Consider the following 23369-nt stretch of genomic DNA (forward strand, 5'->3'; position numbering starts at 1 on the left):
TCAAGAGCGGGTTGGCAGCCCCCGCCCTACGCCGCCTTCTCACTGTGGGTCACGTCGGCGGAAAAGACATAGCCCAGACCGCGCAGGGTTTTAATCAACGTCGGCTGATGCGGGTTTAACTCGATTTTGCGGCGCAGGCGCATGATCAGCACGTCGATGGTCCGGTCGAACACCTCGGTGCTTTCATTATGGGTCAACGCCAGCAGCTGTTCGCGATTCAATACCCGGCGCGCGTTCTGCGCCAGCGCCAGCAGCAGGCCATATTCTCCCTGAGTCAGAGGAACGGCCTGCTGCTGCGGGTTATACAGTTCACAGCGCGTGGTATCCAGCCGCCAGCCGTTAAACGTCAGGCCGCTGCCGACGCCCGACGTCTCGCCGGCCAGCGCCCCGCTGCGGCGCAGTACCGCTTTCACCCGGGCGACCACCACCCGCGAGCTGAAAGGTTTGGCGATGTAATCATCGGCGCCCATCTCCAGGCCCAACACCACATCAGACTCACTGCCCAGACCAGACAGCATCACCACCGGCAACTCAGGCCGCGTGCGCTGCAGCTGCTGAAGCACCTGCAGACCATGGGTATCCGGCAGGATCATATCCAGCAAAACCAGCGCGATGTCTGCCCGCTGCGCCACCATCGCCAGCGCGTCGCCGCCGGTCTGGCAGACCAATACTTCAAACGCGTGCGCGCCAAGCACATCGCTGAGCAGTTCGCCCATCGCTATGTCGTCATCCACCACCAAAATGACTGGTTTCATCTTTGCCTCTGCCCGCGGGGAATTAGTGTCAGTCTGATCGATTCTGCAAGCCTGCGCCGACAAATTCCTCTCCCGGTGGCATTTTTTCAAGCGCCGTCACATCTCCAGCGTATCGACACGTCAAATCTGTCGACAGGCTGTTTTTCGTCAGCATTTCGCCCAAAAAAGCCGCGTATCATCAAGGAATATCCACAATGAAAATATGGCATAGAAGATGCATAGTGACGGCGCGATAGCGCAAACGCGCCCATTGAATAACTGGAGCAAGACCGATGAAAAAAGTCGTCACGGTTTGCCCGTATTGCGCATCAGGTTGCAAAATCAACCTGGTGGTCGATAACGGCAAAATCGTTCGGGCTGAAGCGGCGCAGGGGAAAACCAACCAGGGAACCCTGTGCCTGAAGGGCTATTATGGCTGGGACTTTATTAACGATACCCAGATCCTGACGCCGCGCCTGAAAACCCCCATGATCCGTCGTCAACGCGGCGGCAAGCTGGAAGCTGTCTCCTGGGATGAGGCGCTGGATTACGTCGCCACTCGCCTCAGCGCCATTAAAGCCAAATATGGCCCGGATGCGATCCAAACCACCGGCTCCTCCCGCGGCACCGGTAATGAAACCAACTATGTGATGCAAAAATTCGCGCGCGCCGTTATTGGTACCAATAACGTCGACTGCTGCGCTCGCGTCTGACACGGCCCTTCGGTTGCAGGTCTGCACCAGTCGGTCGGTAACGGCGCCATGAGTAATGCCATCACGGAGATTGATAACACCGATCTGGTGTTTATCTTCGGTTACAACCCGGCGGATTCCCACCCTATCGTGGCGAATCACGTCATTAACGCCAAACGCAACGGGGCGAAAATCATCGTCTGCGACCCGCGCAAAATTGAAACCGCGCGCATCGCCGACATGCACATTGCGCTGAAGAACGGCTCGAATATCGCGCTGCTCAACGCCATTGGCCACGTCATTATTGAAGAGGATCTGTACGATAAATCCTTCGTCGCCAGTCGTTCCGAGGGCTTCGAGGAGTATCGCAAAATCGTTGAAGGTTATACGCCGGAGTCGGTGGAAGCGATCACCGGGGTTAGCGCCCAGGAGATCCGCGCCTGCGCCCGGATGTACGCCAGCGCCAAATCCGCCGCTATCCTGTGGGGCATGGGTGTCACCCAGTTCTATCAGGGCGTGGAGACGGTCCGGTCGCTGACCAGCCTGGCGATCCTCACCGGCAACCTCGGCAAGCCGAGCGTCGGCGTCAACCCGGTACGCGGCCAGAACAACGTCCAGGGGGCCTGCGATATGGGCGCGCTGCCGGATACCTATCCGGGCTATCAGTACGTCAAGTTCCCGGAGAACCGCGAGAAGTTCGCCAAAGCCTGGGGCGTCGACAGCCTGCCGGAACATACTGGCTATCGCATCAGCGAGCTGCCGCATCGCGCGGCGCACGGTGAAGTGCGGGCGGCGTACATCATGGGTGAGGATCCGCTGCAGACCGATGCCGAACTCTCGGCGGTCCGCAAAGCGTTCGACGATCTGGAACTGGTTATCGTCCAGGACATTTTCATGACCAAAACCGCCTCCGCGGCCGACGTCATCCTGCCGTCCACCTCGTGGGGCGAGCACGAAGGCGTGTATACCGCAGCGGACCGCGGCTTCCAGCGCTTCTTTAAAGCGGTGGAGCCGAAGTGGGACCTGAAAACCGACTGGCAGATCATCAGCGAAATCGCCACCCGGATGGGTTACAAGATGCACTACAACAACACCCAGGAAATCTGGGACGAGTTGCGGCATCTGTGCCCGGACTTCTATGGCGCCACCTATGAGAAAATGGGTGAACTCGGCTATGTCATGTGGCCATGCCGCGATGAGTCCGACGCCGACCAGGGGACGTCGTATCTGTTTAAAGAGAAGTTCGATACCCCGAACGGGCTGGCGCAGTTCTTCACCTGCGACTGGGTCGCACCGATCGATAAGCTCACCGACGAGTACCCAATGGTGCTGTCGACGGTGCGCGAAGTCGGCCACTACTCGTGCCGTTCGATGACCGGTAACTGCGCGGCGCTGGCGGCGCTGGCGGATGAACCTGGCTATGCGCAAATCAACACCGCCGACGCCGAACGGTTAGGCATCGAAGATGAAGCGCTGGTGTGGGTGAATTCGCGTAAGGGTCGGATCATCACCCGCGCGCAGGTCAGTGACCGGCCGAATAAAGGCGCGGTGTACATGACCTACCAGTGGTGGATCGGCGCCTGTAACGAGCTGGTGTCGGAGAACCTGAGTCCGATAACCAAAACGCCGGAGTACAAGTACTGCGCGGTCAACGTTGAGCGGATTGCCGATCAGCGCGCGGCGGAACAGTACGTGATCGACGAGTACAACAAGCTGAAAGCCCGCCTGCGCGAAAGCGCGATGGGTTAAGGTTCGAACCTTTGTACCATTGAGTAGCCCCGGTAAGCGATAGCGCTACCGGGGATTTTCCCCGGAGGCGGCGCATTGCGCCTTCTCCGGGCTACCAAATCGCACAACGCTGTAGCCCCGGTAAGCGTTAGCGCCACCGGGGATTTTCTCCGGAGGCGGCGCATTGCGCCTTCTCCGGGCTACCAAATCGCACAACGCTGTAGCCCCGGTAAGCGTTAGCGCCACCGGGGATTTTCTCCGGAGGCGGCGCGTTGCGCCTTCTCCGGGTATTCACCCCGCTAATTCCCGCCATTTTCTTCTTTTTCGCCTCCCTTTATACTGCGCGCTATGTTCCTTGCTGATAATAAATACAAATGAAATACCTCTTTTTATTTTTACTGGTTTTCACCAGCGGCGCAGCGGTCGCCACCGAACCCGGCAGCCAGTATCAACAGCAGGCGGAAGCCGGCGATCGACGCGCGCAATATTACCTTGCCGATACCTGGGTCAGCTCCGGCGATTATCAGAAAGCCGAATACTGGGCGCAGAAAGCCGCGGCACAGGGCGATGGCGACGCGCTGGCATTGTTGGCGCAGCTCAAAATTCGCAACTCCCAACAGGCGGACTATCCGCAGGCCCGCCAGCTGGCGGAAAAAGCCGTCGAGGCGGGCAGTAAATCCGGGGAGATCGTTCTGGCGCGGGTGCTGGTCAACAGTCAGGCCGGCCCCACCGACGTGCCGCACGCCATCAAGCTCCTGCAGGATGCCGCTAAGGATAGCGAAAGCGATGCAGCGGTGGACGCCCAGATGCTGCTGGGGTTGATCTACGCCAGCGGCGTGGATGGCCCGGAGGATGATGTGAAAGCGAGCGAATACTTTAAAGGTAGCTCGGCGCTCTCACGGACCGGCTATGCCGAATACTGGGCCGGCATGATGTTCCAGCTGGGAGAGAAAGGTTTTATCGAACCGAATAAACAGAAGGCGCTGCACTGGCTCAACGTCAGCTGCCTGGAGGGGTTTGATACCGGCTGCGAAGAGTTTGACCGGATCAGTAAAGGCTAAGAAAAAGCCCGGCGCTCGCGCCGGGCTTTGTGTTTTATCGGGCGGTTTTATCAAACTTGCCCAGCACTTCGCGTTCATACGCCAGCGCTTTTTTGCGGTCGAACTTATGCTCCCATTTGGCGATAACCAGCACCGCCAGCGCATTGCCCACCACGTTCAGCGCGGTACGTGCCATGTCGAGAATACGGTCGACACCGGCGATAAAGGCGAGGCCTTCCAGCGGGATCCCCACGCTACCCAGGGTTGCCAGCAGCACCACGAAGGAGACGCCCGGCACGCCAGCGATCCCTTTCGAGGTCACCATTAAGGTCAGCACCAGGGTGATCTCCTGCCAGATAGAGAGGTCGATACCGTACAGCTGGGCGATAAAGATCGCCGCGATGCTCTGATACAGCGTTGAACCATCGAGGTTGAAGGAGTAACCGGTCGGCACCACAAAGCTGGTGATCGACGCCGGCGCGCCATAGGCTTCCATCTTCTCGATAATGCGCGGCAGCACGCTTTCGGAGCTGGCGGTGGAGTAGGCCAGAATCAGCTCATCTTTCAGGATGCGGATCAGGATCCAGATACTCAGGCCACACAGACGCGCGACAATCCCCAGCACCACCAGCGCGAAGAACAGGATCGCGAAGTAAACCAGCAGCACCAGCTTGGCCAGCGGCCACAGCGAGGCGAAACCAAAGGTGGCGACAGTCACCGAAATCAGGGCGAATACCCCGATCGGCGCATAGCGCATTACCATATGGGTGACTTTAAACATGGTCTCGGAGATGGAGCGGAAGACCGTCACCAGCGGCTCACGGTGGGTCGCCGGCAGCGAGGAGAGCCCCAGACCAAACAGCACCGAGAAGAAGATAATCGGCAGCATATCGCCTTTCGCCATCGACGCCACGATGTTGGTCGGCACCAGCGACAGGATAGTACCCATCAGGCCATGCGCATGGCTCTGCACCTCGGCAGTGGTGCTTTGGTATTTCGAAATATCGACCGCCGCCAGCTGCGACATATCAATGCCCGTTCCCGGCTGGAAAACGTTGGCCAGGGTGATACCCAGCACAATCGCCACCGTGGTGATCACTTCGAAATAGATAATGGTTTTGGCGCCGATCCGGCCTAACTGCTTGGCATCGCCCACGCCGGCAATCCCGACCACCAGGGTCGAAATGACAATCGGGACCACGATCATTTTAATCAGATGGATAAAGATATCGCCCGCCGGCGTCAGCAAATTGCTAATCAACCAATCGCGACTTTCGGCGTGGTAATGCAGATAACTGCCCAGAAGGATACCCAGCACCAGGGCTAGCAAGATTTGCCAGGCCAGACTGACTTTTTTCGTTTTCTTCACTACTGACTTCCTCAATGAAAGGCACCATTCCTTTTCGTCATGGTACCCACTGCAGGGGGTATGAATTGTGTTGCGTTGCTTTGTGGGGTTATTTAACGCGCAATATCAGTATCATTTGCACGGCATGCTGCGCAAGCCTTTAAGAATAGGGCTTTCTTCTGGTTTTCTGCATAAAGTCACGAATTTTCCCCAGTTACAATGCATAAGTATTTGTAATAAAAAATATTTCACACCTTCCGTTTCTATAAATTCATTTACGTAACTATTTCACTTCAAAGTTTCATTTGATGAAATTTCATTCAGTTGAATCATTGCGTGATCTGCCCCCCAATTAACAAACAAAGCTGTCAAAACCCCTACTCTTAACGTTTGTTTGACATATATTTAACAAGTTCAAAGGAGAAAAAAAGCCATGAGCCAAATACACAAACACCCTATTCCCGCTAATATCGCGGAACGTTGCCTGATTAACCCGGATCAGTACAAGGCGCAGTACCAACAATCCATAACCGACCCTGATACATTTTGGGGCGAGCAGGGCAAAATCCTTGACTGGATGCGCCCGTATACCCGCGTGAAGAACACCTCTTTCGCGCCGGGTAACATTTCCATCAAATGGTATGAAGATGGCACCCTGAACCTCGCCGCCAACTGCCTCGACCGTCATCTCGCCGAGCGCGGCGATCAAACCGCCATCATCTGGGAAGGCGACGACGCCAGCCAGAGCAAGCACATCACCTACCGTGAACTGCATGCGGACGTGTGCCGCTTCGCCAATGCGCTGCTCGACCTTGGGATTAAAAAAGGCGACGTGGTCGCCATTTATATGCCGATGGTGCCGGAAGCCGCGGTGGCGATGCTGGCCTGCGCCCGCATCGGCGCTATCCACTCCGTGATTTTCGGCGGCTTCTCGCCGGAGGCGGTGGCCGGACGCATTATCGACTCCAGCTCGCGCCTGGTGATCACCGCTGACGAAGGGCTGCGCGCTGGTCGCGCCATCCCGCTGAAGAAAAACGTCGATGACGCGCTGAAAAACCCGAACGTCAAAAGCATTGAGCACGTCGTGGTCCTGAAACGTACTGGCGGCAACATCGACTGGCAGGAAGGCCGCGATCTGTGGTGGAGCGACCTGATGGCGAACGCCAGCGCCGAACACCGGCCCGTCGAGATGAACGCCGAAGATCCGCTGTTCATCCTCTATACCTCTGGCTCCACCGGTAAACCGAAAGGGGTGCTGCACACCACCGGCGGCTACCTGGTCTACGCGGCCACCACCTTCAAATACGTTTTCGACTACCATCCTGGCGATATTTACTGGTGCACCGCCGATGTGGGCTGGGTCACCGGCCACAGCTATCTGCTGTATGGTCCGCTGGCCTGCGGTGCCACCACCCTGATGTTCGAAGGGGTGCCGAACTGGCCAACCCCGGCACGTATGTGCCAGGTCGTCGATAAGCACAAGGTCAGCATTCTCTATACCGCCCCGACGGCTATCCGCGCCCTGATGGCGGAAGGCGACAAGGCGATCGAAGGCACAGACCGTTCCTCACTGCGCATTCTCGGCTCGGTCGGCGAACCGATTAACCCGGAAGCCTGGGAGTGGTACTGGAAGAAGATCGGCAACGAAAAGTGCCCGGTGATGGACACCTGGTGGCAGACCGAAACCGGCGGCTTTATGATCACTCCGCTGCCGGGCGCGATCGAACTGAAGGCCGGCTCCGCTACCCGTCCGTTCTTCGGTGTCCAGCCAGTGTTGGTGGATAACGAAGGCCTGCCGCTGGATGGCGCGACCGAGGGCAACCTTGCCATCGCCGACTCCTGGCCTGGCCAGGCGCGTACCCTGTTCGGCGACCATGAGCGCTTTGAGCAAACCTACTTCTCCACCTTCAAAAATATGTACTTTAGCGGCGATGGCGCACGCCGTGATGAAGATGGTTACTACTGGATCACCGGCCGCGTGGATGACGTCCTGAACGTCTCAGGCCACCGTCTGGGTACCGCCGAGATCGAATCGGCGCTGGTGTCGCACCCGAAAATCGCCGAAGCGGCGGTGGTGGGGATCCCGCACAACATCAAAGGCCAGGCCATCTACGCCTACGTGACGCTCAATCACGGCGAAGAGCCTACCCCGGAGCTGTATGCGGAAGTGCGTAACTGGGTGCGCAAAGAGATCGGCCCGCTGGCGACGCCGGATGTGCTGCACTGGACCGATTCGCTACCGAAAACCCGCTCGGGCAAAATCATGCGTCGCATTCTACGTAAGATTGCCGCGGGCGACACCAGCAACCTCGGCGATACCTCGACTCTCGCCGATCCTGGCGTCGTGGAAAAACTGCTCGAAGAGAAGCAGGCCATGACGATGCCATCGTAAGCAAGGACCGATTCCCTACACCCTCTCCCCCGCCGGGGAGAGGATAAAAATAAGTCCCTCCCCCAGGATTTCACTCGCAGGAACGCCGTCAGTAAACCGTATCCCGGCTCCATCGCCGGAGGGGTTGCTGTCGCCAGCGTCCGCTGAGTGGATGACGAAAGGGAGACCTCTGGAGACGCTAAGATGAATGAACAACTTTGTCAGCGGATAGAAAATAGTGCGCATTTCAGGGAGTTAGTTGCATCACGGCAACGGTTTGCCGCCATTCTGTCACTGATTATGTTAGTGATCTATGTGGGCTTTATTTTGCTTATCGCCTTCGCGCCCGGCTGGCTCGGTACTCCTCTGCACGCCGGGACCAGCGTTACCCGTGGGATCCCGCTGGGCATTGGCGTGATCGTCATTTCGTTTGTCCTGACCGGTATTTATGTCTGGCGGGCCAACGGTGAATTCGACCGTTTGACCAAAAGCGTTCTGAACGAGGTAAAAGCATGAGCAAGAGAGTACTGACGGCGCTCGCCGCCACGCTGCTGCCCCTTGGCGCTCACGCCGCAGACGCCATTACCGGCGCGGTACAGCGCCAGCCGACCAACTGGCAAGCGATTATCATGTTCCTGATTTTCGTCGCCCTCACCTTATACATCACTTACTGGGCGTCAAAACGGGTACGTTCGCGCAGCGATTACTACACCGCTGGCGGCAATATCACCGGCTTCCAGAACGGGCTGGCGATTGCCGGTGACTTTATGTCAGCGGCTTCTTTCCTCGGTATCTCCGCGCTGGTGTATACCTCCGGCTACGACGGACTGATCTACTCGCTGGGCTTTCTCGTCGGCTGGCCGATTATCCTGTTTCTGATCGCCGAACGTCTGCGCAACCTTGGCCGCTATACCTTTGCCGACGTCGCCTCGTACCGCCTGAAGCAGGGTCCGATTCGCACTCTCTCCGCCTGCGGTTCGCTGGTGGTGGTGGCCCTGTATCTGATTGCCCAGATGGTGGGCGCCGGCAAGTTAATCCAGCTGCTGTTCGGCCTTAATTACCATGTCGCCGTGGTGCTGGTTGGCGTCCTGATGGTGCTGTATGTCCTGTTCGGCGGCATGCTGGCGACCACCTGGGTGCAGATTATTAAAGCGGTTCTGCTGCTGTGTGGCGCCAGCTTTATGGCCTTTATGGTGATGAAGCACGTCGGCTTCAGCTTCAATAACCTGTTTACCGAGGCGATGGCCGTCCACCCGAAAGGGGCGGCGATTATGAGTCCCGGCGGGCTGGTGAAAGATCCGATATCGGCGCTCTCTCTGGGTCTGGGTCTGATGTTCGGTACCGCCGGCCTGCCGCATATTCTGATGCGCTTCTTTACCGTGAGCGATGCCAAAGAAGCGCGTAAAAGCGTCTTCTACGCCACCGGTTTTATGGGCTATTTCTATATCCTGACCTTTATTATCGGCTTCGGCGCCATCATGCTGGTCGGCGCGAACCCGGCGTTTAAAGACGCGGCCGGACAGCTTATCGGCGGCAATAACATGGCGGCGGTACATCTGGCGGATGCGGTGGGGGGCAATCTGTTCCTCGGCTTTATCTCCGCGGTCGCTTTCGCCACGATTCTGGCGGTGGTGGCTGGCCTGACGCTCGCCGGCGCGTCAGCGGTGTCGCACGACCTGTACGCCAACGTCTTCCGCAAGGGCGCGACCGAGCGCCAGGAGCTGAAGGTGTCCAAGATCACCGTGCTGATCCTCGGGGTGGTGGCCATTCTGCTGGGTATTCTGTTTGAAAATCAGAACATCGCTTTCATGGTCGGCCTGGCCTTCTCCATTGCCGCCAGCTGTAACTTCCCGATTATCCTGCTGTCGATGTACTGGTCGAAGCTGACCACCCGCGGCGCGATGATCGGCGGCTGGCTGGGCCTGCTGACCGCTGTGATTTTGATGATCCTCGGCCCGACCATTTGGGTGCAGATCCTCGGTCATGAGAAAGCGCTGTTCCCGTATGAATATCCGGCGCTGTTCTCCATTGCCATCGCCTTCATCGGCATTTGGGTCTTCTCCGCGACCGATAACTCACCGGAAGGGATGCGCGAGCGCGAGCAGTTCCGCGCGCAGTTTATCCGTTCGCAGACCGGGATTGGTATTGAGAAAGGTCAGGCGCATTGATCGTCTCCCCCTTCCTCCGGTATGGCCGGGGGAAGGGCTCTTCGGTTGGCCTCAATTATAGGTTAAGGTGATCACCCCGGTGGCATTTGCCGAGCCAGCGGTCACCGTGCTTCCCGTCTTGTAATAGTTAGTGGAAAAGACAAGCGTCTGCATGGCTGCTGCGCCGCCGGGGCTGTCGGGGTTGGTGAAATAGCTGTAGCTGGCATCCGCGCCGCTGTTGGTCACCGTGGTACGGCTCGAGGTATAGAGGCTGATATCGGTATTCAACGGCAGTGCTTCGTCATTCATATTCAACTGAACCCCAACTCCGGTAGCCGCATTCGCCTCTGCCGTTAAGGCCATCACGGTGTTGTTTGGGTTATCCCCACTCGCTTGTGCCGCCGCCACCCGCATCGAAACGTTGGTCCCCTGCTCGCAGGCGAGAGTCAGGGTCTGCCGTGCTGACCCCACCTTCGTCGCGGTGTTGAATTCGCTGGCGTTGATGGTGCCCATGGCAAAACTGAGATTATTGCTGCTGACGATACATCCCATCGGGATTAGCTGGATGCTGGTCGTGCCGCTGATGTGCAGCCGCGAAATGGAGATCGTCCCGCCACTATCCTTTGCTGATACCGTGGCCACCGGATCGCTAAATGATAATTGACTATTGCTGGCGATAACGCCGCCGGTGGCCACCAGCTGCAGCTGATATGCCGGGGTGTAATAAGTGGAAGCATAATAATCAAACAGACCGGTGGGCTTACCGAGGTAGTAGTTCACATCCCCGATATAATGCACCTGCGAGTCAGGGCTGAAATCATCGGTATCTCCATCATATTCACCGCTAATATTGAGCCACACTTTGACACGAAGACCGATCCCCTGCACCGAGGTGGCATAAATATTATCCCCTATCAGCGCCCCGGCATTGTTCGAGGACCAGGCAAACACCGCGTAGACACTGCCCTGACAGTTAGTAATCTCCGTTTGTGCGCGGGTAATTTTTCCCGAGTCATACAGCACGGTGCCCGCGGTGTAGCTCCCGGCGTTGACCAGGATCTTTTCCGGCAGGTTGGTCATTGAGACATCGCCAAAGTTGGTTCCGCCGCAAGTCGCCCAGCTATAGAGCGGGCACAGTACCAGCATGAACAAGAAGATCAGTTTTTTCATACCCATCCCTGTCGAAAATATTATTTGTAGGCCACATCAAACGTGGCGGTAAACCCGACAATCCCGGGATTCACCTGGCCATAGGGTGAATACATGCGCGCCACCATATTGAACATATGGATATCTGCATTGTCCCCAAAGGTATAGAGATACTGGTCACCGGGGCCGAGGGGCTGCTGGTCGGCCATGCTCTGCAGCTGCAAACCGACGCCGCTGGCACCGTTGCTGCCAGTCTGGAAGTTTTTATAAATTGAAGCGTGGGTGCTATCGAAGCTGGTACCGCTAAATGCGATGGTCACCGCCGACGCATCGGCGGAACAGCTGGAAAAGACCAGCTTAACCGGCACGCTGGCTCCGCTCGCCCCGGCATGTCCGGAGAACGTCTGCGAGGAGACAGTGCCTAAATCGATACTGTTCGACGGCTCCACGGCCACCTCACAGGAGGGCGCTTTGATGGTGCCCGTGACGTTAAAATTGATCGTGCTGCTGCCATCATAAGCCAGCGCCGGAAGGGAGAGCAGCAAAAGGCTGGCCACCAGGATGCCCACTGTGCTGCTGTTTCGCATATTCATATCAACCTCTTCTTCCATGTTGAAAACGTGCGTCCATTACCGGCATTCGGCCTGATAAAACAGAATATCGTCGCTCAATGTGGTGCTGGAGAAATCATAATGAACGGTACACTGCTCACTGCTTTTCTCCCCCCAGCGCGCTAACAGCTGGCCTTTTTTCTGCAGCCCTGTGAGATACACCTGCCCCTCATCGCCGACAATATTGCTGCGCGCCGCGCTGGCGCGATCATTATCAAGGGTCACCAACGCGCCGAAAGGCACCACACCGCTGCGGGTACGCAGGGTGAGCATCGCCTTGTAGCCGATTCGGGTGTCATACTGCACTTTGACGATCGCGTTGCGCGTTGGGACCACCGTTCTGGCGACGTTATCCACCTCGGCGCCAGCCACCTGCTGTTCATCCAGCGCCAGGCTGTTGCGATGGTAAGGGCGAACATACGGTACGACGGCATACCCGGCGCCATCCGTTGTCACGTTGGTCTGGCCCTGAACCCGCACATCGCTGACGCCGGGCGTTTCAACCAGCGCAGAACTCTCGCCCAGAAAGCGTGACAGCGTGAGTCCGCCCGCATGGGCGACCATGCCGCCACGCAGCGAATAATTGTAGTGATTGCTGTAGTGGTCGTAGCCATAGCCGCCGGCGACATCGCCTTTTGCTCCCTGATAATTGACGCTGAGGTTGCCGGAGGTGCTCTTATCCTGGGTGTTGTAACCCTCCTGGAGGCTCCAGTTGAGAGAGCGATCCTCGAACGCCGAGCCGTTGAGCCCCACGTTGTGCGTGGTGTCGTTATGCCGACCATGGTTCATGCTGTAATTCGCCGAGAGCGTCTCGCCAAGTGGGATGCTTAGCGTCAGGGAGACGATAGTATCGCTGGCCGGCCGGTTATTGCCGCTGTCATCGGTACTTTGCACATTGCGGTTATAGGAATAGTTAATAAAGTAGGAAGCCTTGCCGATCGACCCGCTATAGCCCACGCCCACCGACTCCATGCGCGAGCTGTCCCAGTAGGTTTCATTGACCAGTGAGAGGGAGAGCGAGCCATAGCCGAACAGCGTCTGCGACAGCGAAGCGTCAAACCGGCCTTTTGTCCTGCCGCTCTGCGTACAGCAGTCGCGCTGCGTGGAGGCGTTATCGACAAAATCCTGAAACGAATAGTATCCCGAGGTGGAATAGCGATAGCCGGCCACGGAAAAGTTGGTGCCCGTCTGCAGAAAGCTTTTACTGAAGCGGACGCGATACGATTGCCCCTGTTCTTTGCTGGTTGACGAGGCCGTATCGCTGGTTTTCACGTCGGCCCACGACTGAGAGCCATCGAATGACAGCGCGCCGATGGTGCCAAGGTTAAAGCCGGCGCCTAACAGCAGGTTGGTGTATTTATCTTCCGCCTGCTGGAAGCCGGTATAGAGGGTGAAGTTACTGGTGGCGCCATAGGCCAGGGAAGACTGAATAAAGTTGTATTCTTTATCGTCGGAGCTGCCTGAGCGCGTCCTGCCGCTGCTCAGCGCATAGTCCAGCTGGCCCTCGCGCTGCAGGACCGCCAGCGAGGCAAAAGGCACCACAAAGTTTTGCTCGCTGCCGTCAGACTCTTTAACGGTGACGTACAGATCGCCGGCGCTGCCGGTGGCATACAGATCGTTAATCTCAAACGCGCCGGGGGCGACGGTGGTTTTATAAATGCTGTAACCATTCTGATAAACCGAAACCTCTGCGGTGGTACGCGCGATCCCTCGAATCGTTGGTGCAAAGCCATGCAGACTATCCGGCAGCATCTCTTTGTCCGAACTGAGCTGCAGACCGGTAAAGCTCAGGCTGTCGAAAATACCGGACGACGTATAAGTGCTGCCCACCACCATCTGGCTGCGCAGGGTATGAATATCGCGGGCAAGGTACGAGTAAACCGACTCCCAGCGGCTGTTGTTGTCGCTGTGGCTATAGGTACTGTAGTTGCGCAGACGCCATGGCCCCAGATTCACCCCAGGCTGCAGGCTAACAAACTGGCTGTCTACGGTCGCGCCATTATGCCGCGGCGCATTGCGCTGCCCGGTGACACTATAGTTGAGAAGACCGGCGTTGATCCCCTGCTGCCACTGGCTCTCCGGTATATAGTCTCTTGGGCGATTCAGCATCGCGGCCTGCGGGACGGTAAAATCGATTCGCTGCTGGGCAAGAGTCACCGAGAACGTCATCCCGGGGATCGCCGACAGCCGGGCGCAGGTTTCCCCTGCTTCAAATAGCTGCGGATAGGCGGTGGTATTAATCAACCACGAATTCAGATACTCCGTGGAAAGACAGGGAGAAGCGGTCGCGCCTGCATCATGGCCAACTTCCTGAAAGGTCAGTGATTCTGAACTGACGTACTTATCATTGATGTAAACATCCAGGTGATAGGTACCCGGCGGTACGCCATCATGCGAAAAATAGGACAGATCAACCGAAGCCACAGGATCCTCGGCGACTTCGAGTAAATTCGGGTTGAAATATTCACCGGCCTCAGCGCGAGAAGATAAGGTACTCAGGCACAAAACAATAGCGACGCAGATACTTTTGGTTGAAAACAGTAGCTCAACGCTACTGAATGATAGCGGTATATTTCTTCCCTGACATACCATAATCATTAATCACGCTCCATGTGATCTCTTTTTTCCCTGTCGCGGACAGGGTACTCTGCACGGGTATTTTTAAGGTAGAAAAGGGGGCAGCAAACCATGCGCCAGAAATATTTTTTCCGTTAAGGCTAACCTGGGAAAAATTCATATACAGCGGTGAGTTGTTTTTTACCGTCACCGATGCCCCCTCTTTTGCCCACTGTAATTTTTCGGCATACGATTCCGGTGTATTGCCTTTTAACGCGGCAGGTCGATAAATCAATTTTATTTTCGAGTTGATGGCAAACTGCACCACATTTTTATCCGGGACATATTCCGTTGCCGGGATCCCTTTGATATTGAGCCAAAACATCGACTCGCGATCGTCGGGTAGTTTTTTTCCTGAGCGGACAACGCGCACGAATCCTTTCTCTCCGGCTTTGAGACGGAACAGCGGCGGCGTAATAATAAACGCGTCTTTGGCTGGCGAAGCGGCATCCACCACCGAGAGCCAGGACTGTACGATATTGCTGCTCTGATCTTTATTCTCAACCGTAATGACGGCGTTGTTTTTCGCACCATCAAACACCAGACGCGTGCCGCCCACGACCACGCTGGCTTGCGCAATAGAGGATGACAGCAAAAAACCGACCACAAAAAAAAGATATCTCATACGTTTAATTAAAGGGGAATAACAGACGATTCCCCTTTCTCCATTCAACAAAACGCCGAATTAATAATAGGTCACGTTATAAGTTACAGTTGTCTGAACGGTACCTTTCGTCGGGTCGGCAGCACCCGCTTTTACCATTTTAACGGTGAACGGAATGGTTGCGGCGCCGGAAGAAATATCGACATCCGAACCTTCTTCGTTATTCTTCATCAGGCTGCCAGCTTCGTCATAAAGCGCCACAGCGACCCCCGTTGCCGCGTCAACTGTCGCCTGGTTTTTAAAGTAATCGCTATTCGCGGTATCCGAAACGCCACCAAAAGTGACGCGGGCGATGCTGTTGCCACCGTCTTCCGTGGTCGGGCAATCGGCTAAGCTAAAGGAGAAGTTTTTGGCTGCACCGAATTCATACGCTTTCAGATCCGCCACTGAGGTGGTGCCCATATCAATGGTAGTCACACCGCCATCAATGGTCGCCGTGCAGGTGGTATCTGAAACAATACCTTTAAAGATAATGGTGTTATCAGCCTGGGCAACAGTAGACAGCGCGCTGCAGGCAGAGAAAATCAGGGCACCCGCCAGAAATTTTTTACTCATCTTCATATTTATTCCCATATCCATTATAAAAGACAATCAGTCCGTCAATTGTTTTATGCAGATATATTAGAGAATGAATTTGCATCCGCGCGGCGTCACATACACATTTACGTGACATATGATTTATGATAATTAATATTATACATAAATAAACGACCAGCATTTGAATCCATTCAATAATACAAGCCCGCGTAAAAAGAATAACGAACAGAGGGTAGAATCTCAATTATTAATGTAAAAATTGATTTTTTAACAAAGCGCCTTAAAGAATTAGCGAAATAAAAGAAACCACCTTTAAAATCATTGAGATAAAAACTTATAAAATTCGCGGAGATAATAGAAAATCTGTACATCATTCGTGATGTAATTAGATCACCACCGGCTGTGTAATATTTAGTTACAAAGAGAGGATGGCAATAAGAATTGACTTAATCTTTTCTGATGACCAATAACGGGCATAAACAAAAAGGGGCGAAAATAGCTCATAACTATTCCCTCCCTCAATATTTCATAACATCAGGCTACGGGATAACGTTAAAACAGCAGCCAGCGCACTAACGGCGCTGCCAGTACCACCACTACGCCGGACAGCATCATCACCAGGCTGGCCACCACGCCCTCCTGCTGGCCCAGCTCATAGGATCGCGCGGTCCCCGCCCCGTGGGACGCCGCGCCAAACCCGGCCCCTTTCGCCATCCCTTCCCGAATAGCAAGGCGTAAAAACAGCATATCCCCTACCGCCATGCCAAAGACGCCGGTGATCACCACAAACAGCGCCACCAGATCAGGCTGACCACCGAGCGGTTTCGCCGCCGCCAGCGCAAAGGGCGTAGTCACCGAGCGCACCGCCAGGCTGCGCTGGATTTCATCAGACAACATCAATCCGCGCGCCAGCCATACGGAGCTGGTCACCGCCACCACCACCGCCGTCACCACCCCGGCGCTGAGCGACATCCAGTGGCGTTTGATCACCGCGACATTTTCATAGACCGGGACGGCAAAGGCGATAGTCGCCGGGCCCAGCAGCCACAGCAGCCAGTGGGTCTCTCCCATGTAGCTCTGATAAGAGATATGGCCCAGCACCAGGATCAGCACCAGCAGGATCGGCGTGAACACCAGCGGCATCAGCGGCAGTTTATGAAAACGGCGATACAGTCTTTTATTGGCGTAATAGAGACCCAGCGTCGCCACCAGACACAGAATGCTCAGCATGACATCATTCATTTTTTTAGCCGGCTCACTTCGTAACGGTAAACCCTGTCGACGACCCAGGCCGTGGCGCCCAGCACCATCAGCGTGCTTAAGGCAATCACCAGGAAAATCCGCCAGCCATCAACCATCAGCAGCTGCGCATAGTTGACCACCGCGACCACCGCCGGGACGAAAAACAGCAGCATCTCCGCCAGCAACCAGCGGGCGCCGGCGCGAACCCAGTTCAGGGGGATCACCCGGCAGACGATCAGCAGCAGGAGCATCACCATGCCGACCAGATTAGGCGGCAACGGAACCTGCCACGTATTCACCAGATATTGCGCAAAAATAAATAACCCGACATAGAGGAGCACCTGCGCCGGGATCTGAAGTCGCTGCGCCACGGCGGGGGCAACGCGAGCTGGCGCGAAGGCCATGAGCGAGATTCCTGAAAAAAGAAGTCAGGCAAGCAGTATAGAGAGCCGCCGAAGCGGACAGAAATGAATTAAAATCATCGCAGGTATAGTCTCAGGGAATAATTATGGATATCCGAACGCTGCGCTATTTCGTTGAAGTGGTTCGTCAGCAGAGTTTTACTCGCGCGGCGGAAAAGCTGTTCGTCACACAGCCCACCATCAGCAAGATGCTCAAAAATCTCGAAGATGAACTGAACTGCACACTGTTGATCCGCGATGGTCGTAAACTGCTGCTCACCGATACCGGGCGCGTCGTTTTTGAACGCGGCCAGGCCATCCTTGGCGAGTTCAGCCAGCTGGAGTCAGAACTGAGCGATATCAACCACCTGCATAAAGGGGTGCTGCGGCTTGGCATTCCACCGATGGTCGGAATGCTGATGGCGGAGCCGATCAGCCGCTTCCGCGAGCGCTACCCGGGCGTCGAGCTGAAAATCGCCGAGTTTGGCGGCCTGACGGTCCAGCAGGCGGTCAGCAACGGCGAGCTCGATATGGCAATGACCGCCCTGCCCATCGAAGAGGGTAGCCATCTCACCACGCTGCCGTTGTTCAACCACCCGCTGTGCGTCCTGACGCCAAGAACCGCGCCGTGGGAGGGCGTGACCGCCCTCTCGCCGGCAGAGCTGGCGGCATATCCGCTGGTCATCTACAACGAAGAATTTGCCCTCAGCCAGCAGCTGATGCGCCTGTTTACCGAGCATGACGTGAAGCCGCGTATCGCGGTGCGCAGCGGTCAGTGGGATTTTCTCGCCGCGATGGTGCAGGCCGGCATTGGCGTGGCGATCCTGCCCGAGCCGATTTGCCAGCGTCTCGACCCGCAGAACTTTTGCTGGATCCCATTGCAAAGCGAGCTGCGCTGGGAGCTGGGGATGATTTGGCGGGAGGGCGTGTATATGTCGCGCAGCGCTGAGGCCTGGCTGGCGTGCAGTAAAGCGTTCTGGCTGGAATAATCCCCTGGTGACAACGCGTTTCGCAGAGGAATGGGTAGCCCGGGTCAGGCGCTTGCGCCGCTGCCCGGGCTTCCCCCGGTCGCGCTAACGCTTACCGGGGCGACACATTTACTGCAGTCTCGCCAGTAGCCCGAATAAGCGTCGCGCTATCCGGATTACAGGTTATTGATCTTCGATTAACAGCGCTTCCAGCAGGTCGAGATCGTGCAGCAGCTTCTGCAGCGTCTCGTTACTGATCTGCCGGGTGGCGCGCAGATGATATAGCTCTCCGCGTTCAGAGCGCAGCGCCGCCAGACGGAAGCGACGCTCCAGACTCTCCTCCAGCATAGAGGTTTCCACGTCGTTACGACCATCGACGCGGCGGCGCAGGTTACCGATTACCCGCGAACTGACTTCGGTCAGCAGCTGGTTATCGATATTCTCTTTGGTATCCGCCGCCAGCCGCTCTTCCATCTTCTGGATCGCCACAATCGCCACGTCTGCCGTCGCTGCGCGCGCCAGTCGTTCCTCTTTCCGCTGCTGCACGTTGTCACTCGATTCAATGTGGCGCAGCAGGATCGGCAGCGCAATCACCCCGACGAACAGCGAGAACAGGATCACCCCGGCGGCGAGGAAAATCAGCTCATAGCGCGCCGGGAAAACATTCCCGTCCGGCAGCAGCAGCGGGATCGAGAGCACACCGGCGAGGGTAATCGCCCCACGCACCCCGGCCACAGAGGAGATCAGCAGCTCGCGGGTGGTCCAGGAGCCAAACTCCATCGGTTTCTTCTTCAGGAAGCGCTGGCTAAGCTTACGCATCGACCACAGCCAGCCAAAACGCACCAGCATCAGCGCGGCATAGATCAGGATAATGTCGGTAAACAGCATCCAGGTCTCGACGTTGGGGTCAGCTTCCGCCGCCACCAGCGAGCTGGAGAGGATATCCGGCAGCTGCAGGCCCAACAGCAGGAAGACCATGCCGTTAAAGACAAACTCCAGCATCGCCCAGGTGCTGTTGGCGCGCAGGCGCATGGCCAACGGCGCGGTACGCATCACGCCGGAACGGGTGATGGTCATCCCCGCCGCCACCGCCGCCAGGATGCCGGAGACACCGATATGTTCGGCAATCAGATAGGAGGCAAACGGCAGCAGGAACAGCAGGACAATCTGCGTGGCGGGTTCATCCCCGCCCCAGCGGCTGAGGAAACGCATCGAACGGCCATACGACCAGCTCACCACAAACCCGGCCAGCACGCCGCCGATCGCCACCTTCAGAAACTCTACGGTCGCGCCGCCAACGGTGAAGACCATGGTGCCCATCGCCACCGCGACGGCAAACTTGAGTGAGACCAGGCCAGAGGCATCGTTCATTAACGCCTCGCCCTGCAGAATACCCATGATTTTTTTCGGTATCCGCCCTTCCCCGACGATACCGGAGAGCGCCACGGCATCGGTCGGCGAGAGCACGGCCGCCAGCGCGAACGCCGGGATCAGCGGAATGCCAGGCACAATCCAGTAGATCAGAAAGCCGATGCCGACTACCGTCACGACCACCAGCGCCAGCGCCAGGCCAAGGATCTCCCGCCCGTGTTCAATAAATTCACGGGTCGGCGTTTTCCAACCGTCGGCGAACAGCAGCGGCGGGATAAACAGGACCAGAAACAGCTCTGGATCAAATTCAACGTGCAAACCGAAGGTCGGCCATGCCAGAAGCGCGCCAATGGCGATTTGCATCAGTGGGAGTGGAACCTGAAAGGGCAGTACACGTGTCACTACCCCGGACAGTGAGACCACGAGGGTCATGATGAGGATGGTAAAGAATATTTCCATGTGTTCCCTGTTTGCTGCGTTTTCTTTTATACCTGTGAGGCGTCGTGCCTGTGAATCATACGCCACCCAGATTAACGCAAATGGAAACAGGATGTGGCTTAAAAATAAAACGGGCGGCCTGAGCCGCCCGTGAGGAGCACGAAGGGTTTAAATCGCCCAACCGCCCGCGTAGAACGCCACCAGCGCCACGGCGATAATCACCGTACCGAGGTTCAGCTTGCGCCACTCGCCGGAGACCAGACGGCCAATCACCAGGGTAGCAAAACCGATCATGATGCCGGTCACGATGTTACAGGTCAGCACGATAAACACCGCGGTGATCAGGCCAGCCATCGCGTCAACGAAGTCATTGAAATCGATTTTCGCCACGTTGCTCAGCATCAGCAGGCCGACGTACATCAGCGCCGGCGCGGTCGCGTAGGCCGGAACCAGATAAGAGAGCGGAGAGAGGAACAGGATCAGCAGGAACAGGACACCGACCGTCACCGCGGTCAGACCGGTTTTACCGCCGGCCGCGGTACCCGCCGCCGATTCAATATACACCGCCGCCGGCGCCGCCCCGACTAAACCGGAGAAGACGCTGCTCAGGGAGTCGGTGGTCAACGCTTTACCGCCGTTGATGATCTGCCCGTCTTTGTCCAGCAGGTTCGCCTGGCCGGCCACCGCGCGGATAGTACCGGTGGCGTCAAACACCGCCGTCATCACCAGCGCCAGCACGCTTGGCAGCACAACCGGGTTCAGCGCGCCGACGATGTCGAGGCTGCCAATCAGCGAGTTGCCTTTATCATCACTCAGGGATGGCATGGCGAAAATACCGGAGAAATGGACGTTCGGATCGAAAATAAGCCCCACAATCGACACGCCAATAATGGTCAGCAGAATGCCGCCCGGCACCTTCATTTTTTCCAGACCAATGATCACCGCAAGGCCAATCAGCGACATCACTACCGGGAAGCTGTCAAATTTGCCCAGCGCCACCGGCAGACCGTCCAGCGGGTTTTTGATCACCAGGCCAACGCCGTTGGCGGCAATCAGCAGCAGAAACAGGCCAATCCCGATCCCGGTACCGTGCGCCACGCCCTGCGGCAGGTTGCGCAAGATCCAGCTGCGGATGCCGGTCGCCGAGATCACCGTAAACAGGACACCCATCAGGAATACCGCGCCGAGGGCCACCGGAATACTGATCTGCTGCCCCAGCACCAGGCTGAAGGCGGTAAAGGCAGTCAACGAAATGGCGCAGCCGATAGCCATCGGCAGATTTGCCCATAACCCCATCACCAGCGAGCCAACGCCCGCCACCAGACAGGTCGAGACAAACACCGCGGCCGGCGGGAAGCCCGCTTTACCGAGCATGCCCGGCACCACGATGACGGAGTAAACCATCGCCAGAAAGGTAGTAAGACCTGCAACAATCTCCTGACGCACGGTGCTACCGCGCGCCGAAATTTTAAACCAGGCGTCTAATGAACCGCCGGTACGCGCTGAAGGCGTAGACATAGAAAACTTCCCCTGAAAATTTTTATTGTTCGTTGATATGCGTGGTGGACCCTCCACTGCCAGTTAAACGCGATCTCCTTGTACCGAATCGCAGCGCCAGGGGGGCTGCAAAAAAGCAAACGTTTAACTCCGCGCATACACTACGGTGTGTCAACCTTATCTCCTCCCTCTGGATAGCAGAAAAAAGAGGGAGCAAAACAGAAAGGCAAACGATTATCCGGCCTTTAGATAACCCTTTTCAACCGATGTTTATCGTATTTCGCTAAATTTCGCTTATGACGAGCAGAAAATAACCAGACGATGCGCAAACGTTATCGTCTATGCGCAATCCGCTAACAAATTTTTAGTGAGTTGCTTTCATTTATCAGCGTCATCGGATCCGCTGATACCTCAGGCGCCAGGTAAGGAAAAGGGGCCGCCGCGCTCGATGGCCCGCTGCCAGGCCGGGCGCTGCTCCACCCGCTGTCGCCAGGCCTCGATATGGACAAGGTCATGCACGCCACCGCGCGCCAACAGCGCCATCACCGGGAAGCTCATCTGGATATCGGCCATACTCAGTCGCTCGCCGGCAAACCATGGCCGCGTGGAAAGATGGTCGTCAATAAACCGCGTATGGGTGGCCAGCTGGGGATCCAGCCACGCTTTTTGAATGCCCTTGCCCAGCAGGGCGCCCAGCGAGCGGACGCCAAAGGGCACAGGGGGTTTACCCAGGCTGGCGAACACCAGCTTCATTAACAGCAGCGGCATCAGCGAGCCTTCGGCATAGTGCAGCCAGAAGCGGTACTGCAGTTTGTCCTCTATCGCCTGCGGCTTCAGCAGCCCGCCGCTGTCCCAGGTCTCCTGCAAATACTCGAGAATGGCCCCGGACTCCGCCAGCACATAGCCGTTGTCTTCCAGCACCGGCGATTTCCCCAACGGATGGATTTTCTTCAGCGCCGCCGGCGCCAGCATCGACTTTTCCCGCTGATAGCGGACTATCTGATAAGGCAGCTGCAGCTCTTCCAGTGCCCACAGTACGCGTTGCGATCGTGATTGATTAAGATGGTGTACTGTCAGCATGGGCCTCTCCCGTGGTTTGTTCGAATTAACTATAGGAACTGGCGCTCATTGCCGGGAAAATTTCGGCAAAATAGTGAGGAAAAAATGGCGGCAGATGCCATAGTTAAAGTGTCGACGCAAACCGGAACCTCCATCAACAGATTGCGCAATACTGAGGGACGTCGATGTCGGGGGAAACCCTCTCGTGAACCAGCGAGATAATGCGAAAGACAAAGACCGGAAAACAACTAAAGCGCCCAGTTGTGGCGCTTTAGTTTTATTACTCCTCTTCCAGCAGCCGGGCGCCGGTCCCCTCTTCCCCCAGCTTATCGCCTGGGTTGCGCAGCGGGCAGTCGCGCCGTGATAAACAGCCGCAACCGATGCAGCCGTCGAGCTGGTCGCGTAGCGCCGTCAGGGTATGAATACGCCGGTCCAGCTCCTCACGCCACTGCGATGACAGCATCTTCCACTCTTTTGCGCTGAGATTGTGCCCTTCCGGCAGTACGCCAAACGCGTCGCCGATGGTCGCCAGCGGGATGCCGATGCGTTGCGCAATTTTGATTATCGCCACCGCGCGCAGGACATCGCGCCGGTAACGCCGCTGGTTGCCGGCATTCCGCTGGCTGTGGATCAACCCCTTACTCTCATAAAAATGGAGAGCCGAGACCGCCACGCCGGTTCGTTTTGCCACTTCCCCGGGCGTCAGCAGCATTTTGATACGGGGTGATTTCTTTTCCATAAAGCGCTTTACCTCAA

19 protein-coding genes and 1 pseudogene are annotated in these 23369 nt (G+C 56.8%); 6 read left to right on the top strand and 14 right to left on the bottom strand.

All coding sequences use genetic code 11. The annotated features are described in order from the left end of the window. Nucleotides 1–26 precede the first annotated feature (26 nt). Nucleotides 27–755 carry a response regulator transcription factor gene (locus CWM54_RS22000; protein WP_100681918.1) on the bottom strand — a complete coding sequence of 243 codons (729 nt, stop codon included), beginning with the start codon at nt 753–755 and terminating at the stop codon, nt 27–29. A gap of 272 nt (nt 756–1027) precedes the next feature. Here CWM54_RS22000 and fdhF point away from each other — a divergent pair, with 272 nt between their 5' ends. Both fdhF and CWM54_RS22015 read left to right on the top strand, forming a co-directional pair. Beyond that, nucleotides 1028–3175, top strand: coding sequence for a formate dehydrogenase subunit alpha (gene fdhF / locus CWM54_RS22005; protein WP_077625462.1), 2148 nt, complete (start codon nt 1028–1030; stop codon nt 3173–3175). Between the two features lie 353 nt (nt 3176–3528). Then, a complete protein-coding gene (locus tag CWM54_RS22015) occupies nt 3529–4215 on the top strand; it encodes a tetratricopeptide repeat protein (RefSeq protein ID WP_100681917.1) in 687 nt (228 codons plus the stop codon). Between the two features lie 34 nt (nt 4216–4249). On the opposite strand, the gene gltP is transcribed toward CWM54_RS22015, so the two are convergent. Both gltP and CWM54_RS22025 read right to left on the bottom strand, forming a co-directional pair. Continuing rightward, nucleotides 4250–5563 (bottom strand): glutamate/aspartate:proton symporter GltP, encoded by a 1314-nt coding sequence (gltP, locus tag CWM54_RS22020; RefSeq protein ID WP_061156091.1) that lies wholly within the window; start codon nt 5561–5563, stop codon nt 4250–4252. 111 nt (nt 5564–5674) lie between these two features. Beyond that, nucleotides 5675–5875: pseudogene (locus CWM54_RS22025) on the bottom strand (hypothetical protein). 100 nt (nt 5876–5975) lie between these two features. On the opposite strand from CWM54_RS22025, the gene acs reads away from it, so the two are divergent. The 3 genes from acs to actP all read left to right on the top strand — a co-directional run bounded on the left by acs (nt 5976) and on the right by actP (nt 10081). Then, nucleotides 5976–7934, top strand: coding sequence for an acetate--CoA ligase (acs, locus tag CWM54_RS22030; RefSeq protein ID WP_061156092.1), 1959 nt, complete (start codon nt 5976–5978; stop codon nt 7932–7934). Nucleotides 7935–8117: 183 nt separating this feature from the next. Next, nucleotides 8118–8429, top strand: a complete 312-nt coding sequence (locus tag CWM54_RS22040; protein WP_061156094.1) for a DUF485 domain-containing protein — start codon at nt 8118–8120, stop codon at nt 8427–8429. Beyond that, complete coding sequence (gene actP / locus CWM54_RS22045) at nt 8426–10081, top strand: cation/acetate symporter ActP (protein WP_100698495.1); 1656 nt, start codon at nt 8426–8428, stop codon at nt 10079–10081. The genes CWM54_RS22040 and actP overlap by 4 nt, the downstream gene beginning before the upstream one ends. A gap of 51 nt (nt 10082–10132) precedes the next feature. Here the strand turns inward: actP and CWM54_RS22050 are convergent, their stop codons facing one another. From CWM54_RS22050 to CWM54_RS22080, 7 genes are all read right to left on the bottom strand, one after another. Then, a complete protein-coding gene (locus CWM54_RS22050; RefSeq protein ID WP_100698497.1) occupies nt 10133–11230 on the bottom strand; it encodes a type 1 fimbrial protein in 1098 nt (365 codons plus the stop codon). 20 nt (nt 11231–11250) lie between these two features. Next, nucleotides 11251–11802 carry a fimbrial protein gene (locus CWM54_RS22055; RefSeq protein ID WP_100698533.1) on the bottom strand — a complete coding sequence of 184 codons (552 nt, stop codon included), beginning with the start codon at nt 11800–11802 and terminating at the stop codon, nt 11251–11253. A 36-nt stretch (nt 11803–11838) separates the two neighbouring features. Further along, entirely contained in the window at nt 11839–14418 is a 2580-nt protein-coding gene (locus CWM54_RS22060; protein WP_100681914.1) for a fimbria/pilus outer membrane usher protein, read from the bottom strand. Continuing rightward, nucleotides 14372–15061: a fimbrial assembly chaperone gene (locus tag CWM54_RS22065; protein WP_100681913.1), complete on the bottom strand. Its 690-nt coding sequence runs from the start codon at nt 15059–15061 to the stop codon at nt 14372–14374. Before CWM54_RS22065 ends, CWM54_RS22060 begins: the two co-directional genes overlap by 47 nt. Nucleotides 15062–15121: 60 nt before the next feature. Next, on the bottom strand, nt 15122–15679 hold the full coding sequence (locus tag CWM54_RS22070; protein WP_162678155.1) for a fimbrial protein: 558 nt from the start codon (nt 15677–15679) through the stop codon (nt 15122–15124). Nucleotides 15680–16189: 510 nt separating this feature from the next. Next, complete coding sequence (locus tag CWM54_RS22075) at nt 16190–16879, bottom strand: LrgB family protein (RefSeq protein WP_061156101.1); 690 nt, start codon at nt 16877–16879, stop codon at nt 16190–16192. After that, a complete protein-coding gene (locus CWM54_RS22080) occupies nt 16876–17283 on the bottom strand; it encodes a CidA/LrgA family protein (RefSeq protein ID WP_100681911.1) in 408 nt (135 codons plus the stop codon). Before CWM54_RS22080 ends, CWM54_RS22075 begins: the two co-directional genes overlap by 4 nt. 104 nt (nt 17284–17387) lie before the next feature. Here CWM54_RS22080 and CWM54_RS22085 point away from each other — a divergent pair, with 104 nt between their 5' ends. Further along, nucleotides 17388–18269, top strand: coding sequence for a LysR family transcriptional regulator (locus CWM54_RS22085; protein ID WP_061156103.1), 882 nt, complete (start codon nt 17388–17390; stop codon nt 18267–18269). A 162-nt stretch (nt 18270–18431) separates the two neighbouring features. Here CWM54_RS22085 and CWM54_RS22090 read toward each other — a convergent pair whose 3' ends face one another. The 4 genes from CWM54_RS22090 to soxR form a co-directional block, all read right to left on the bottom strand. Then, complete coding sequence (locus CWM54_RS22090) at nt 18432–20078, bottom strand: Na+/H+ antiporter (RefSeq protein ID WP_012543172.1); 1647 nt, start codon at nt 20076–20078, stop codon at nt 18432–18434. Between the two features lie 147 nt (nt 20079–20225). After that, nucleotides 20226–21575, bottom strand: coding sequence for an NCS2 family permease (locus tag CWM54_RS22095; RefSeq protein WP_061156104.1), 1350 nt, complete (start codon nt 21573–21575; stop codon nt 20226–20228). 390 nt (nt 21576–21965) lie between these two features. Next, entirely contained in the window at nt 21966–22634 is a 669-nt protein-coding gene (locus CWM54_RS22100; RefSeq protein ID WP_100681910.1) for a glutathione S-transferase family protein, read from the bottom strand. A gap of 259 nt (nt 22635–22893) precedes the next feature. Continuing rightward, nucleotides 22894–23352, bottom strand: coding sequence for a redox-sensitive transcriptional activator SoxR (gene soxR, locus CWM54_RS22110; RefSeq protein ID WP_004206331.1), 459 nt, complete (start codon nt 23350–23352; stop codon nt 22894–22896). Nucleotides 23353–23369: the final 17 nt, after the last annotated feature.

Source organism: Klebsiella sp. D-Nf1, from assembly GCF_002810515.1.
GTDB lineage: Bacteria > Pseudomonadota > Gammaproteobacteria > Enterobacterales > Enterobacteriaceae > Klebsiella > Klebsiella variicola.

Bases quoted from the DNA above. Each gene is read 5' to 3' on its own strand.
- CWM54_RS22000 (WP_100681918.1), bottom strand. From the start codon at position 755: ATGAAACCAGTCATTTTGGTGGTGGATGACGACATAGCGATGGGCGAA.
- CWM54_RS22015 (WP_100681917.1), top strand. From the start codon at position 3,529: ATGAAATACCTCTTTTTATTTTTACTGGTTTTCACCAGCGGCGCAGCG.
- acs (WP_061156092.1), top strand. From the start codon at position 5,976: ATGAGCCAAATACACAAACACCCTATTCCCGCTAATATCGCGGAACGT.
- CWM54_RS22040 (WP_061156094.1), top strand. From the start codon at position 8,118: ATGAATGAACAACTTTGTCAGCGGATAGAAAATAGTGCGCATTTCAGG.
- actP (WP_100698495.1), top strand. From the start codon at position 8,426: ATGAGCAAGAGAGTACTGACGGCGCTCGCCGCCACGCTGCTGCCCCTT.
- CWM54_RS22050 (WP_100698497.1), bottom strand. From the start codon at position 11,230: ATGAAAAAACTGATCTTCTTGTTCATGCTGGTACTGTGCCCGCTCTAT.
- CWM54_RS22055 (WP_100698533.1), bottom strand. From the start codon at position 11,802: ATGAATATGCGAAACAGCAGCACAGTGGGCATCCTGGTGGCCAGCCTT.
- CWM54_RS22060 (WP_100681914.1), bottom strand. From the start codon at position 14,418: ATGATTATGGTATGTCAGGGAAGAAATATACCGCTATCATTCAGTAGC.
- CWM54_RS22065 (WP_100681913.1), bottom strand. From the start codon at position 15,061: ATGAGATATCTTTTTTTTGTGGTCGGTTTTTTGCTGTCATCCTCTATT.
- CWM54_RS22070 (WP_162678155.1), bottom strand. From the start codon at position 15,679: ATGGATATGGGAATAAATATGAAGATGAGTAAAAAATTTCTGGCGGGT.
- CWM54_RS22075 (WP_061156101.1), bottom strand. From the start codon at position 16,879: ATGAATGATGTCATGCTGAGCATTCTGTGTCTGGTGGCGACGCTGGGT.
- CWM54_RS22080 (WP_100681911.1), bottom strand. From the start codon at position 17,283: ATGGCCTTCGCGCCAGCTCGCGTTGCCCCCGCCGTGGCGCAGCGACTT.
- CWM54_RS22085 (WP_061156103.1), top strand. From the start codon at position 17,388: ATGGATATCCGAACGCTGCGCTATTTCGTTGAAGTGGTTCGTCAGCAG.
- CWM54_RS22090 (WP_012543172.1), bottom strand. From the start codon at position 20,078: ATGGAAATATTCTTTACCATCCTCATCATGACCCTCGTGGTCTCACTG.
- CWM54_RS22095 (WP_061156104.1), bottom strand. From the start codon at position 21,575: ATGTCTACGCCTTCAGCGCGTACCGGCGGTTCATTAGACGCCTGGTTT.
- CWM54_RS22100 (WP_100681910.1), bottom strand. From the start codon at position 22,634: ATGCTGACAGTACACCATCTTAATCAATCACGATCGCAACGCGTACTG.
- soxR (WP_004206331.1), bottom strand. From the start codon at position 23,352: ATGGAAAAGAAATCACCCCGTATCAAAATGCTGCTGACGCCCGGGGAA.